The sequence below is a fragment of the Curtobacterium sp. P97 genome (assembly GCF_023712445.1).
Classification (GTDB): Bacteria; Actinomycetota; Actinomycetes; order Actinomycetales; family Microbacteriaceae; genus Curtobacterium.
In genome coordinates this window covers 20,834-34,584 of sequence record NZ_JAMAYF010000014.1, presented here as the reverse complement: position 1 = coordinate 34,584, position 13,751 = coordinate 20,834, and the positions used below count along the sequence as shown (strand labels likewise).

At 72.6% G+C, this 13,751-nt stretch carries 12 protein-coding genes and 1 tRNA gene; 8 read left to right on the top strand and 5 right to left on the bottom strand.

Translation table 11 applies throughout. The annotated features are described in order from the left end of the window. Positions 1–42: 42 nt before the first annotated feature. Positions 43–3,870 carry an AAA family ATPase gene (locus tag M3677_RS14460; protein ID WP_251160893.1) on the top strand — a complete coding sequence of 1,276 codons (3,828 nt, stop codon included), beginning with the start codon at positions 43–45 and terminating at the stop codon, positions 3,868–3,870. Between the two features lie 372 nt (positions 3,871–4,242). After that, the gene (locus tag M3677_RS14455) at positions 4,243–4,827 is read left to right on the top strand and encodes a CDP-alcohol phosphatidyltransferase family protein (RefSeq protein WP_251160892.1); all 585 of its coding nucleotides are present in this window, start codon (positions 4,243–4,245) and stop codon (positions 4,825–4,827) included. A gap of 123 nt (positions 4,828–4,950) precedes the next feature. On the opposite strand, the gene mscL is transcribed toward M3677_RS14455, so the two are convergent. From mscL to M3677_RS14440, 3 genes are read right to left on the bottom strand one after another with little or no spacing between them, the layout of a single operon-like run. Further along, complete coding sequence (gene mscL / locus M3677_RS14450; RefSeq protein ID WP_251160891.1) at positions 4,951–5,451, bottom strand: large conductance mechanosensitive channel protein MscL; 501 nt, start codon at positions 5,449–5,451, stop codon at positions 4,951–4,953. Positions 5,452–5,507: 56 nt separating this feature from the next. Beyond that, positions 5,508–5,807, bottom strand: coding sequence for an FmdB family zinc ribbon protein (locus tag M3677_RS14445; protein WP_251160890.1), 300 nt, complete (start codon positions 5,805–5,807; stop codon positions 5,508–5,510). 1 nt (position 5,808) lies between these two features. Continuing rightward, positions 5,809–6,393: a 5-formyltetrahydrofolate cyclo-ligase gene (locus M3677_RS14440; protein ID WP_066656450.1), complete on the bottom strand. Its 585-nt coding sequence runs from the start codon at positions 6,391–6,393 to the stop codon at positions 5,809–5,811. A 113-nt stretch (positions 6,394–6,506) separates the two neighbouring features. Here M3677_RS14440 and galU point away from each other — a divergent pair, with 113 nt between their 5' ends. The 4 genes from galU (at position 6,507) to M3677_RS14420 (ending at position 9,581) form a co-directional block, all read left to right on the top strand. After that, complete coding sequence (gene galU / locus M3677_RS14435; protein WP_066656448.1) at positions 6,507–7,397, top strand: UTP--glucose-1-phosphate uridylyltransferase GalU; 891 nt, start codon at positions 6,507–6,509, stop codon at positions 7,395–7,397. An 89-nt stretch (positions 7,398–7,486) separates the two neighbouring features. Further along, entirely contained in the window at positions 7,487–8,146 is a 660-nt protein-coding gene (locus M3677_RS14430) for a GNAT family N-acetyltransferase (RefSeq protein WP_066656446.1), read from the top strand. Positions 8,147–8,274: 128 nt separating this feature from the next. Beyond that, positions 8,275–9,423 carry a hypothetical protein gene (locus tag M3677_RS14425; protein ID WP_251160889.1) on the top strand — a complete coding sequence of 383 codons (1,149 nt, stop codon included), beginning with the start codon at positions 8,275–8,277 and terminating at the stop codon, positions 9,421–9,423. Positions 9,424–9,505: 82 nt separating this feature from the next. Next, positions 9,506–9,581, top strand: a tRNA-Ala gene (locus M3677_RS14420). A gap of 57 nt (positions 9,582–9,638) precedes the next feature. Here M3677_RS14420 and M3677_RS14415 read toward each other — a convergent pair. Further along, positions 9,639–10,022, bottom strand: a complete 384-nt coding sequence (locus M3677_RS14415) for a hypothetical protein (RefSeq protein ID WP_209685475.1) — start codon at positions 10,020–10,022, stop codon at positions 9,639–9,641. Between the two features lie 74 nt (positions 10,023–10,096). On the opposite strand from M3677_RS14415, the gene M3677_RS14410 reads away from it, so the two are divergent. Then, on the top strand, positions 10,097–11,158 hold the full coding sequence (locus M3677_RS14410) for an amidase domain-containing protein (protein ID WP_251160888.1): 1,062 nt from the start codon (positions 10,097–10,099) through the stop codon (positions 11,156–11,158). 289 nt (positions 11,159–11,447) lie between these two features. Here M3677_RS14410 and M3677_RS14405 read toward each other — a convergent pair whose 3' ends face one another. Next, positions 11,448–12,683 carry a mannosyltransferase family protein gene (locus M3677_RS14405; protein ID WP_251160887.1) on the bottom strand — a complete coding sequence of 412 codons (1,236 nt, stop codon included), beginning with the start codon at positions 12,681–12,683 and terminating at the stop codon, positions 11,448–11,450. 121 nt (positions 12,684–12,804) lie between these two features. On the opposite strand from M3677_RS14405, the gene M3677_RS14400 reads away from it, so the two are divergent. Beyond that, positions 12,805–13,656: an alpha/beta fold hydrolase gene (locus M3677_RS14400; RefSeq protein WP_251160886.1), complete on the top strand. Its 852-nt coding sequence runs from the start codon at positions 12,805–12,807 to the stop codon at positions 13,654–13,656. The last annotated feature ends 95 nt before the right edge of the window (positions 13,657–13,751 follow it).

Genomic DNA, 13,751 nt, shown 5'->3' with positions numbered 1-13,751 from the left:
CATTGCCAGGGAGGCCGCCCGCTTCCGCCTACAGTGTCGGATGTGTGGCGAGACAGGGTGACCGACGGCGCGGACGACGCGGATGACGACGTCCCCGTCCAGGGCGCCGACGCGCCCGAGGACGGGCGCGAGCAGCGGGAGGGCGACCGGAGCGACGAGCCGGACCGCACGCTGCGGCCGGAACTGCAGCTCACGAGCCCGCAGGCGATCAGCCTGGGCGACCCGCGCCTCCAGGCCGGCAACGCCGCCGAGCCCACGTGGGACGCCTGGCGGTCGCAGCTGACCGGTGTCGGCGGGACGAGCCCCCTCACGCACTTCAGCGACCACCCGCGTGCCCGGATCGAGCTGTCCACCACGCACCCCGGCGGACTCGCGCAGTTCATCACCGGCAAGACGACGCTGCTCTCGAGCCTGATCCGCGACGAGGTCGCGCTGCGCGCCGCGCGTGTCGCCGCCGCCCAGGTCGAGGCGAAGGGCACCGAGCTCGCGACCGTGCGCGGGATCGACGCCGTGAAGCTCGGCATCGGCATGGCCGACTGGCAGCACGGCGACGAGCACTTCCGCGGCCCGGTGCTCCTCCGCCCGCTCGCGATCCGTCGGCACGGCCGCGACTTCGAGGTGCGCCTGCTCGGCGAGCCGGTGCTCAACCCCGGGCTGGCCGACGCGCTGCACGAGCAGTACGGCGTCATCCTCGACGCCCAGTCCTTCGTCGCGCTCGCGCAGCAGGACGGTTCGTTCACCCCGAACCCCGTCATCGACCGGCTCCGCGGGCTGACCGCGCACATCCCCGGCTTCTCGGTGCACGCGCGCCTGGTCGTCTCGACCTTCGCCGAGGTCGCCAGCGGCATGGTCGAGGACACCGGCGACCTGTCCCACCCGGTGCTCGACGCGCTCGCCGGCAACCCGAGCGCGAAGTGGCAGGTCGAGCAGTCCTACCACCCGGTCGAGCAGACCCCGTCGGACGAGCGCAGCCCGGAGACCGACACGCTGCTGCTCGACGCCGACGACGAGCAGGAGAACGTGATCGCGCAGATCACGGCGGGCAACTCGATCGTCGTGAAGACCCTGCCGGGCACCGGCGGGACGCAGACGATCGTCAACGCGCTCGGCGGCCTCGTCGCGGCGAACAAGCGCGTCCTCGTCGTGAGCCCGCGGCGGGCGACCCTGCGGGGCATCGCCGCACGCTTCGCCGAGGTCCAGCTGCCGGGCGTCGCCGTCACCCCGGGCACCCTGCGCCGTGACGTCGTCCGGGGCATCGCGCGCAACGAGAAGGCCGCGCGTCCGAACCTCCGCGAGGTCGACGACGCCCTGGTCCGGCTCCGCAAGGTCCTCACCGACTACCGCGGCTCGCTGACCCGCGTCGACCCGGACTTCGGCGTCTCGGTGCTCGACTGCCTGGTCGAGCTGTCCCGGCTGTCGCTCCTGCCGGTGCCGCCGTCGACGACCGCCCGACTGTCGAAGCGGTCCGTGACGAGCATGGTCGAGGGCCGTTCGCGCGTCGCCGAGACCATGGTCAGCGCGGCCAACCTCGGCGAGTTCCGCTACGGCCCGGACGACTCGCCCTGGTACGGCGCCAAGTTCGGTTCGAGCGACGGCGCGCAGCGGGCGCACAAGACCGCGAAGGACCTCGACGCCGACGGCCTGCCGACGCTGCTGCGCCGTGCGCACGACCTCGTGGCGTCGACCCACATGCGGCAGTTCACGACGATCAACGAGCTCGGCATCTACCTCCGCCTGCTCACCGAGATCCGGGACACCCTCGACCGCTTCCTGCCCGTCGTCTTCGACCGGTCGGTGTCGGAGCTCGTCGCCGCGACGGCCCCTCGTGGCGAGGGCGCCCCGATGTCGTCGACCAACCGTCGTCGGCTGAAGAAGCTCGCGCGTGAGTACGTCCGACCGGGCGTGCACGTGTCCGACCTGCACGAGGCGCTGACCCGTGTGCAGCAGCAGCGCGTGCTCTGGCAGCGCTACGTCGCGGCCGGCGTGAACCCCGAGGTGCCCACGGGCATCGGGGACGTGCAGGTGCTCTTCTCGAACGTCGTGCAGGACCTCGCCCGACTCGACGAGCCCCTCGGCCGGACCGAGCGGGACCGCCAGCTCGCGAACCTGCCGATCGACGAGCTCGTCCCGACGGTCGCCCGCCTGGCCGAGGAGTCCGACGTCCTGCACAACCTGCAGGAGCGCACCGAGCTCATGCAGACCCTGCGGGACCTGCAGCTCGAGCCGCTCATCACCGACCTGGCACACCGCCACGTGCCGGACACCCAGGTGCCGGCCGAGCTCGAGCTCGCCTGGTGGCAGTCCGCGCTCGAGACGATGCTCGAGTCCGACCGGGCGCTGCTCGGCGGCAACACCGACATGCTCGACCGGGTCGAGGCCGACTTCCGGCTCGTCGACGACGCCCACGCGGCCGGGGTCTCCCAGGGCCTGGCGTGGCAGCTCGCCGAGAACTGGAAGGTCGGACTGGTCGACTGGCCGGACGAGGCGACGTCGCTGAAGACGCAGCTCAAGGAGGGCGCTATCACCTCGCGCCTGCTGCAGGACTCCGCGCCGCACCTGTCACGGTCGATCGCGCCGGTCTGGCTCGCCTCGCCGTACGAGGTCCCCGAGATCGCCGACACGATGCCGTTCGACACGGTGATCCTCGTCGACGCCGGTGCCGTCACCATCGCCGAGACCGTCGGCGCCGTCCGTCGCGCCCGCCAGACCGTCGTGTTCGGCGACCCGGTGACGCAGACCCCGTCGCCGTTCCGGATCGCGGTCGACCCCGACCACCGGGCGCTGCAGGTGGACGAGGGCACGCTCGACGCCCTGCACGCCGACTCCGCGCTCGCGAAGCTGTCGACGCTCCTGCCGACCCTGTCGCTCACGCGGTCGTACCGTGCCGGCGGCGAGGACCTCGCCGAGCTCGTCAACCGCCGCTTCTACGGCGGCCGCATCGAGTCGCTGCCGTGGGCCGGTTCGTTCCTCGGCCACGGCTCCATCGCGATCGACTACGTCAGCGACGGCAAGGCCGTGCCGGACCCCGAGTCCGGGGCGGTCGAGAGCGTCGACGCCGAGGTGGACCGCGTGGTCCGGCTCGTCACCGAGCACGCCCGCACCCGCCCGACCGAGTCGCTCATGGTGATCACGGCGTCGGCGAAGCACGCGGTGCGCGTCGAGCAGGCCGTCCTGACCGCGGCGCAGGGCCACAAGGACCTCACCGAGTTCGTCATCGGCGACCGCGCCGAGCCGTTCATCGTCGCGACGCTCGAGCAGTCCGTGGCACAGAGCCGCGACCGCGTCGTGTTCTCGATCGGGTACGGCCGGACCCCGCACGGCCGCGTGCTGCGCGACTTCGGTCCGCTCGGCAAGCCCGGTGGGGAGCGTCTGCTCGCCGTCGCGATGACCCGCGCGCGCCGGTCGATGGTCATCGTCACGTGCTTCCAGCCGTCGGACATCGAGGCCGAGCGGATGGGCCACGGCACCGTCGCGCTGGCCGAGATCCTCGCCGAGGTCCGCGCGCGCACCGCCGCCGAGTACGTGCCCGACGACTCCGACCCGCTGCTCGTCGACCTCGCCCGACGACTCGAGATGCGCGGCATCCCCGTCGCGCTCGGCCACCGGGGCAAGCTCGGCCTGGTGGCGGCGCACGGCGGCGTCTGCGTCACGATCGAGACCGACGCGTCGCTCGTCCGGGGTTCGCTCCGCGAGTCGCTGCGGCTCCGTCCCGAGGTGCTCCGCCGACTCGGGTGGCACTACGTGCGGGTGCACGCGTTCCAGCTGTTCTCCGACCCGGACCGCGTCGCGGACACCGTGGCGTCGGTGCTCGGCGTCGACCGCGGAGCGACCCAGGAGATCTCGATCCCTCCGATCCCCGCACGCCGATGACCCGGTCGGAGACGCATCCCCGCGTGCCCGCTCCGGGCACCGCTCGCCGGTGAGCGGGTCCCGGCGCGCGTCCCGCGCGGCCGGTCCGGTGACGGCGGGGACGGACCAGCTGGTGGGCTCGTGGACGCGGGCCGACGACGTGCCGGAGGTCGAGCCTCCCGTTCGTTCCGCAGATGACGGTGGCGGAACCGGCACCGACACGACCGACCGGCCGGGAGGCACGCCCCGCCGCACCAGGCGCGTCACCACCGTGCCGGTGCCGGGCTACGACCCGGCCGCGCCGCCGGAACCGGCCCGCCACCGCGACGGGGAGAACGACGCCCAGCTGCTGCGCGACGTGCCCCCACACTGGTGACGGGTAGCCTGGGGTCGATGACTGACACCGCGCGACGGCGACCCGACTGGCAGACGTGGCCGAACCTGATCACGCTGGTGCGCTTCCTGCTCATCCCGGTGTTCATCGGCTTCGTCGTGGCCGGTCACCCCGGCTGGGCGCTCGTCACGCTCGTCGTCCTCGGCGTCAGCGACTGGGCGGACGGCTTCATCGCGCGTCGGTTCGACCAGGGCTCGAAGCTCGGCAAGGCGCTCGACCCGATCGCCGACCGCCTGGCGATCATCGCCATCGTGCTGTCGCTCGTGCTCGTCGGCCTGCTGCCGTGGCCGAGCGTCGCGATCATCGTCCTCGTGGACGCGGTGCTCGCGCTGCTGTCCGGCCTGTGGTTCCGCGGCAACCCGGACCTCGACGTCACGTGGACCGGCAAGGTCCGATCCGCGCTGCTCTTCGTCGGTCTGCCGCTGCTGCTGTTCTCGTCGACGTCGTGGGCATCGCAGCACGACTGGATCCGGGTGCTCGCGCTCGTCTTCGTCTGGGCGGGCACGATCGGTCACGTCGTCGCCGGTGTGCAGTACGCCCGGGCCCTCGCCGCGAAGCACCGCGCGACGGCCCGCACCGCCTGACGCGGACGCGTGCGGCGCGGGGGTCCGGCCGGCGCCCTCCTGCCCCGTCGAACCAGGAAACCGACGTCGAATCGACCCCGGAGGCTGGTTCGATGTCGGTTCCGTGGTTCGGGATGCCCGCGGCTAGAGCTTCGTCGAGCCGCTGATCCCCGGTCCCTCGGGAGCGGTCGACGGGGCGACGTGCGCGCCGCCGCCCGACGCCACCGGGTCGCCGTTCTGCGTGCGGAGCAGGTCGCGGATCTCGAGCAGCACCTCGACGTCGGTCGGCGGGACGTCCTGCGGCGTCTGCTGCTCGTCGTTCTTCACCCGCTCGAAGGCGAGCTTCTTGAGCCGGTTGACCGGGACCACCAGGGCGAAGTACACCACCGCCGCGACGATGACGAAGTTCAGGACCGCGCCGATGATCGCGCCGAACAGGATGTCCGCCGAGTCCCCGGAGACGGTGGGGATCGACACGACGAGCGCCTTGTCCAGGCTCGACGCGTTGAAGACCGCGCCGATCAGGGGGTTGATGAGCGAGTTCACGATCGCGGTGACGATCGCGGTGAACGCCGCACCGATGACGACCGCGACGGCCAGGTCGATGACGTTCCCGCGGAGCAGGAACTCCTTGAAGCCCTTCACGTGAGCCTCCTTCCGTGTCGAGGAGACCCCACCGTACCGACGGAGACGAGCCCTCGTCAGGAGGCGCTGGGCGCGGCCGGCTTCGACTCGGTCTTCTTCGGCTCCGCCTTCGCCGGCGTGCTCGACGACGACGAGGAGGACGACGAGGACGACCCCGACGACCCCTCGGCCTTCGGCGTCGACCGCGAGTCGGTGCGGTAGAAGCCGCCGCCGTTGAAGGTGACGCCGACCGGCGAGAACACCTTGCGCAGCGCACCGCCGCAGACGGGGCACTCGGTCAGGGTGGCGTCGGAGAACGACTGCTTGACGTCGAAGGCGTTGTCGCACTCGGTGCAGCGGTACGAGTAGGTGGGCACCCTAGCTCCGGAAGGTGATGATGCGCGACGGCGTGATGATGCCGTCGACGGGTTCGTCGTGGGCCTCGCGCGGGACCTCGTCGAGGTACTCCGCGTCGAAGATCACAGCATAGACGGGCGGCCGGTTCGCCATCGACCCGAGGGTCTTGTCGTAGTAGCCGCGGCCCCAGCCCATCCGGCATCCGTCGTGCCCGACCGCCGCCGCCGGGGTGAGGATCGCGTCGACGTCCCCGAGCGCGAGCGGGGAGAGCACCTCGCCGACGACCTCGGGCATGCCGTGCAGGCCCTCGTGTTCGGAGACCCCGTCGTCGACCGCCCAGTCGAGCAGGCCGTCCTCGCGGGTGATCGGGAGCAGCACCCGGACGCCGTGCTCCTGCGCCCAGCGCAGGAAGGGCCGGACGTCCGGCTCGTCGGGCGCCGACAGGTAGAGCGCGAGCGAGCGCAGCTGCCGTTCCTCCACGAAGCGCTGCAGCGTCGACGTCAGGGCGGTCGTGTCGGTGTCGCGCTCCGTCGTGGTCCGGGTGCGCCGCCGCTGCCGGAGCTCGGCTCGCAGGGCGCGCTTCTCGTTCCCGAGGTCGGCGGTCATGGCGGGGAGTCTACCGAGCGCGGGTTTGCGGCTTCCCGCCGTGGGGCGCGGGATGCCGTGTCCCCCGAAGTGCCCATGCCGGGACCCAGTGGGCGTCCGGTACGTTCGCTGACATGGGCTTCCAGATTTCGAAGGCGGTGATCCCGGCCGCAGGCCTGGGCACGCGCTTCCTCCCCGCGACCAAGGCGATGCCGAAGGAGATGCTCCCGGTCGTCGACAAGCCGGCGATCCAGTACGTGGTCGAGGAGGCCGTGGGCGCCGGGCTGACCGACGTGCTCATGATCACCGGGCGCAACAAGAACGCGCTCGAGAACCACTTCGACCACGTGGCCGAGCTCGAGGAGACCCTCAAGAAGAAGGGCGACCACGAGAAGCTGCAGAAGGTCAACCAGTCGACCGACCTCGCCGACATGCACTACGTCCGTCAGGGCGACCCGCTCGGCCTCGGCCACGCCGTGCTCCGCGCGAAGATGCACGTCGGCCGCGAGCCGTTCGCCGTGCTGCTCGGCGACGACATCATCGACGCCCGCGACCCGCTGCTCAAGCGCATGATCGAGGTCCAGGGCGAGAAGAACGCCACGGTCGTCGCCCTGCTCGAGGTCCCCGAGTCGCAGACCCACATGTACGGCATCGCCACGGTCGAGGAGACCGACACCGACGACGTCGTGAAGATCACCGGCCTGGTCGAGAAGCCCCCGCAGGGCGAAGCCCCCTCGAACCTGGCCATCATCGGTCGCTACGTCATCCGCCCCGAGGTCTTCGACGTCCTCGAGAAGCAGGAGCCGGGCAAGGGCGGCGAGATCCAGCTCACCGACGCGCTCATGAAGATGGCGGGCGCCGAGGAGTGGACCGGCGGCGTGTACGGCGTCGTGTTCCGTGGACGCCGGTACGACACCGGTGACAAGCTGGACTACATCAAGGCGATCGTGCAGCTCGCCTCGGACCGCGACGACCTCGGCCCCGACCTCAAGGCCTGGCTGAAGGACTTCAACGCGGGAGAGTAGCCACCCCGTCACGAACGGGTCCGGGGTCCGCCCCGGGCCCGTTCGTGCGTCCACCCGGTCGAGCACCGGGCACCGGAGGAACCACAGCGATGACGACGATCCCGACCCTGTCCCACGGGCGGGTCACGATCCGGCCCCTCCGGCTCCGCGACACCCGTGACCTCGACGTCGCCCTCGCCACCAACCGCTCGTGGCTGCGGACGTGGGAGGCCACCAACCCCTCCGGACACGTCTCCACCGACGTCCGCGGCAGCATCCGGGCGCTGCAGGCCAACGCCCGCGCCGGGCTCGGTCTGCCGTTCGCGATGGAGCTCGACGGTCGCTTCGTCGGCCAGCTCAACGTGTCCGGCATCACCTACGGCTCGCTCGCCAGTGCGTCCATCGGCTACTGGGTCGTCGAGGGGGCGGCCGGGCACAACGTCACGCCGATCGCGGTCGCGATGGCGGTCGACCACTGCTTCCGGGTCGTCGGCATCCACCGCATCGAGATCTGCATCCGTCCGGAGAACGCGCCGAGCCTGCGGGTCGTCGAGAAGCTCGGCTTCCGGTTCGAGGGCCTGCGCCGCCGGTACATCCACATCAACGGCGACTGGCGCGACCACTTCTGCTTCGCCCTCGTCGCCGAGGAGGTGCGCGAGGGCGTCCTCGACCGCTGGGTCGCCGGTCGCGTCCCGCACGGAGCGGGCAGCGTCCCGGCCTCCGCCCGTGAGGAGGCGGCGACCCCGCTCGACACCCGACCGCGCATCTGACGGTCGTCCCGTCGTCCTGTCACGTCGGCCTGGAGGCGCGACCCGCGTCCCACGGATTCGGTCGCGACTCGCGCAACACGCGTCCGGCAATGGGCGGTCCGGGGAACGCGCACCCCTACCGTGTCCCCATGGCAGGTATCGGCTCCTGGGGCGGCGGCATCGTCCTGCTCATCGCGGCCGTGCTCTGGGTCGTCTACCTCATGCCGTCGTGGGCGGCTCGTCGGCAGTACCTCGCCACCGAGCGGAACGCGATCCGGCTGCAGCAGACGCTGCGCATCCTCGCGCAGACCGCCGAGCTCCCCGACGAGGTCCGGGTCGAGATGAACGCGAAGTCCCTGGCCGAGGCGCAGCGCGTCGCCCGGTCGGAGGAGGCGAAGCGGGCCGCGATCGGCCGAGCGCACGAGGCCGCGCGGCAGCGTGAGATCACCCGGCGCCTCGCGGAGCAGCAGCCCCAGCTCGAGCGGGTGTCGTCCGTCCCCGCACTCACGGCCATGCGGATGCGCCGCTCCCGGCTCGGTGCGACCCTCTTCGGCGCGCTCGGTGTCCTCGTCGCGGCGGTCGTCTTCGTCGCGGCCCCGGGCGCCTGGCTCGTCGGTGTCGCCGGGCTCGTCGCCGCCGGTGGGTCCGCGGCGGTCCTGGCGCAGCTGCACCAGGTCGCCCAGGCGCGGAAGGCGCGTGCCGCGGCGGGCGCTGCGGCGGTGACCCGTGCCTCCCGGCCGTCGACCGCGTGGACGGACCCGGCACCGCCGCTGTCCACCGAGCAGCCCGCCGAGCCGACGCGCGACCGGAGCTGGACGCCGGCCAGCGTGCCGAAGCCCCTGTACGTCGAGCGCCCCGCGGCGCCCGCGCCGTCGCCGGAGTCGTCCGCCGAGCTCGCTGCCCGGCTGCGCGAGCGCGTGGCCGAGGCGAAGGCCGAGGCCGAGGCCGAGGCGGCTGCCATCCGGGCGGGGGAGACCGACCCGACGCTCGCGCGGGTGTCCCGGATGCGGTCCGACGTCGAGGAAGCCGCCGCGTCGCTCTCCGCCCACGACCAGGGTCGTCTGGCGGAGCGACTCGGGCTCCGTGCCCCGGCCGGGGAGGCGGCGCCGTCCCGCCCCGCCGGATCGCCTGCCGCCGGATCGCCTACCGCCGAGCCCGCCGTCGCCGCCGAGCCCGTCGCCGCCGAGCCCGAGCAGCCGGCGACGCCGAGCCGCTGGGCCGGCATGGGGGTCATCGACGACGAGGCGTACCGGCAGACCGACCTCGACGCGGTCATGCGTCGACGCCGCGCGGTCTGACACCGTCCACGCGCGGCACGCCCGGACGTGGCGGGCCGATTTCGGTTCGCGCTCCCGATGGTGCTAGTGTGGTCGAGCACTTGGGGCTATGGCGCAGTTGGTAGCGCGTCTCGTTCGCAATGAGAAGGTCAGGGGTTCGAATCCCCTTAGCTCCACCAAGCAGCAGCGAAGGGCCACCCGATCGGGTGGCCCTTCGTCGTTCCTCCGCGAGCGCGTCAGCTCGGCACGCTGTCCGTCAGGACGCCGGCCTGCGCGAGCGACGCGTGGATCGCGTTCGCGGCCTGCTCGAACGCCCGGTTGCCGCGGGCCACGCCGAGCGCGCCGCCCTTGACCGCGGACCGGCCCGAGCCGCGGAGCAGTCGTGCGACGGTCCGGCCGTCGGGCGCGACCATCAGCTGCACGTCGAGCCGGGTGTGGAACGTCCGGTCGTTCAGGAGACCGCCGACGAGCAGGGTGAGGCCCAGGCTGCCGCGGGTGCCCAGCAGCGTGCCCTGGTCGCCGTCGGTGATCGTGTAGCCCTCGCGGACGAGGGCGTCACGGACGATCGTGCGGGTGGACTCGGGGTCGGCGGCGACGAAGAAGTCGTGGCTCTCGGGCATGTGCGGGTCGATCCTTCCGGTGGATGGTGTGCTGCCAGCGATCCTGCCGTACCGTCGCCTACCCTGGTCGGGTCATGACTGCCTCGTTCACGCGCCGTTCCCTGCTGTCGCTCGCCGGCGTCGCCGGCATCGGGGTCGCCGTCGCGGCCTGCTCCCGCGCCGACGACGCGTCGTCGGGCGCGACCACCCGCGCCGCCGACGGGCCGAGCGGCGCGTCGCCCGGGCCGTCGTCCTCCGGCTCGTCGAGCGCCCGCCCCGCGGCGACCGCGGTCGAGCCGGCGCAGGTGCCGCTCGCCGGTGGTGTCACGGTGACGGTCACGGGGACCGGGCTCGCCGCGGTGCAGGGGGTCACGGTCGGCGGGGTCGCGGCGCGGGACGTGCAGGCCTCGGCGACGACCGTGACCTTCACGGCGCCGCACCAGGCGATGTACACGGCGGGGTCGGCTGACGTCGCGCTCTTCACGTCGGCGATCGAGCCGAGCCCGTCGGTGAACCGGTCGTCGGACGGCAACGGCAGTGCCGCCAACGACGGGCAGGCCGGCGCCACGCAGGACCAGGCCACCGCGACGCCCACCCCGACGGCCGCGCCGGTCCCGGACGCCTCGACCGCGGTCGCGACGACCTCGGTGGCCTACGCGGCACTGACGGACGTCGACCGGCAGCTCGAGTACGCGATGCGGTACTGGGCGGACTACAACCTCGCCGAGTACGGCACGATGAACCCGATCGGCGGGGACTGCGCGAACTACGTCAGCCAGACGCTGATCGCCCGTGGGTGGGAACAGCGCGACGACTGGTACAGCCGGTCCGGCGGCGCGCAGCACAGCGCCACGTGGACGTACTGCCCGGCGATGGACCCGTGGATGACGGCGAACGCGGCGACCTTCGGGTTGACTCGACGCTCCCTCGACGAGCGCAGCAAGGTCAAGGTCGGCGACATCGTGTTCTACGACTGGAACGACAACCGATCGCCCGACCACGTGACGATCGTGTCCGAGGTGTTCACGGAGCCCGACGGCACGGTCCGCATCAAGTCGGCGAGCCACAACCAGGACGGGCCCTACCGCGACCTGGACGAGATGATCACCGTGCAGCACCCCGGCGGCACGGCCTGGTTCCACACGTTCGACGCGTAGCGGCGACGCGGCGCGGTCACCCGCCCTGCCGCCCCGTCGGCGCCGGTCGGCGCCGGTCCCGCGGGCCGATCGCGTTGCGCCGGCGCCGGTCATGCCGGCCGATCGCGTCGCGCCGGCGCCGGTCGTGCGCACAACCGGGAGCACCTCGCGCCACGTGATCACGTGGCGCGAGGTGCTCGCCGTTGTGCGGCGGCACCCGACACCGCGTTCCGACGGGCCGCCGCGACGCGACGTGACGCGGCGCCGCGCCCTGGCCGCTGCCGCCGCGCCCCGGCCGCCCCGCCGACGCTCAGGGGTACCCGAGGAACCAGAGCAGCACGATCGCGACGAGCTGCAGGCACACCCCGACGACCAGCCACACGGTCGTCCGTCGCCGTGATCCCGTGAACACGTCGGCCCCGAGCAGCGGTGCCGTCGGCATCAGCAGGCGCGGCAGGCTCTGCTGCGGCAGGAACACGGCCACCAGGTACAGCGCGTACGCCGCGGTGAACGACACGACGTCGACGCCGAGCGCCCGCACGCCCGGTCGGGTCCAGGACCACACCGCCCCGGCGAGGACCACGACCACGAGCACGACGCCGAGCGGGCCGAGCCACGTGGAGGCCATCGTGAACCACGGCGTGAGCGGCGCGAAGTGCTGCCGGCCGACGAACCCGACCCACCACGACAGCTCGGTCGCGAGGTACGCGTCCGGCCGTCCGGTCGCCGCCGTCGCCACGACGGGCCACGCCAGCCCCGCCGCCGCGACCCCGAGCCCCGCGAGGACGATCGCCACGGCATCCCGCACCGGCAGCGCCCGGCGCTCCCGGACGACCCGCACGACCAGGTGCACCGCGAGGGCCACCGCGAGCGCGAGCACCCCCGGCTTCGTGAACGCCGCGACGAGCCCGAGCGGCAGCACGAGCCAGTACCGCCGGCGCACCAGGGCGAGCAGTGCGCTGAAGAGCAGGAGCAGGAACGTGCTCTCGGCGTACGCCACCTGCAGCAGGAACCCCGTCGGTGCGAACGCGAAGAGCACCGTCGCCCGGGTCGCCCGCCGGTCGTCGGTCACCGCGCGTACGAGACGCCAGAGCACGATGCACGTGCCGGCGCCCGCGAGCGTGGCGACGAGCACGCCTGCGGCCCAGAAGGACCCGCCGACGAGCGGCTGGACGAACCGTGCGAGCGCCGGGAACACCGGCAGGAAGGCCCACGGGTTCGGCAGCACGTGACCCGCCGCGTCGGTGGGCAGCGTCGTCGGGTAGCCGTGCTCGGCGATGGTCCGGTAGAACGACGCGTCCCACGACCCGAGGAACGCCGTGAAGGTCCCCTCGCGTCGGACCGACGCGAACCGCCACCCGTGCGCGGTGGCGAGCAGCCAGACCGTGAGCAGCAGGACGGTGCTGACCACGCGGGAAGCCAGCCACACGACGAGCGGAGCGGTCCACCCGCCGTGCCGTCCCTCCAGGCCGACCGTGAGCAGACGACGGACGCGGGACGGCAGCCCCGGCCGGGAGGCACGGGTCGTCTCCGCCAGGTCGGTCACTGCCCGAGTCTCCCACCTCCGCAGCCGCCGCCCGCTGTCCGGTCACCGCACCTCCAGGATCCGTCCGGGCGACGGGCGTTGTATCGGGCGCGTTCCCTGGAAACCACCAACAGGAGGAAGCATGCCCTTCGTCACCGTCGGCGCCGAGAACGGCCACGACATCGAGCTCCACTACGACGACCTCGGCGCGGGCGACCCGGTCGTCCTGATCCACGGCTGGCCGCTGTCCGGCCGCTCGTGGGAGGGCCAGGTCCCGGCACTCGTCGAGGCCGGTCACCGGGTCATCGCCTACGACCGCCGCGGGTTCGGGCAGTCGTCGCAGCCGTGGGGCGGCTACGACTACGACACGTTCGCCGCGGACCTCGACAAGCTCATCACCGAGCTCGACCTGACGAACGTCACCCTCATCGGGTTCTCGATGGGCGGCGGCGAGCTCGCGCGCTACGTCTCGACCTACGGCACCGCGAAGATCAAGAAGCTCGTCTTCGCCAGCGCGGTGCCGCCGTACCTGTGGAAGTCGGACGACAACCCGGACGGCGCGGTCGACCAGGACCTCGCCGACTGGTTCGCGAACGGCATCACGGGCGACCGTCCGGCGTTCCTGCACCAGTTCGTCGACATGTTCTACACGCCGGGCGGCGAGCCGGGTCTGCTCAAGAAGCCGCTCGTCAGCGAGGACCAGCGCGCCTACGACCTGGCGATCGCCGAGCTCGCCTCGCCGAAGGGCACGCTCGACTGCACCACGGCGTTCGCGACGACGGACTTCCGCGACGACCTGACGAAGGTCGACGTCCCGACGCTCGTCATCCACGGCGACGCCGACGGGATCGTGCCGTTCGAGGCGTCCGGTCAGCGCACCGCGGCGGCCATCCCGAACGCGCAGACCCACGTCATCGAGGGTGGCCCGCACGGCGTGCTCGCCTCGCACAAGGACGAGTGGAACGAGGCGGTCCTGCGCTTCCTGGCGTCCTGACCCTCCGCTTCGCAAGACGCAACGTGGGCGGTTCCTCGCAGCGGTGTACCGCTGCGCAGGACCGCCCACGTTGCGTTCCGCGGGTCGCGGGGTGC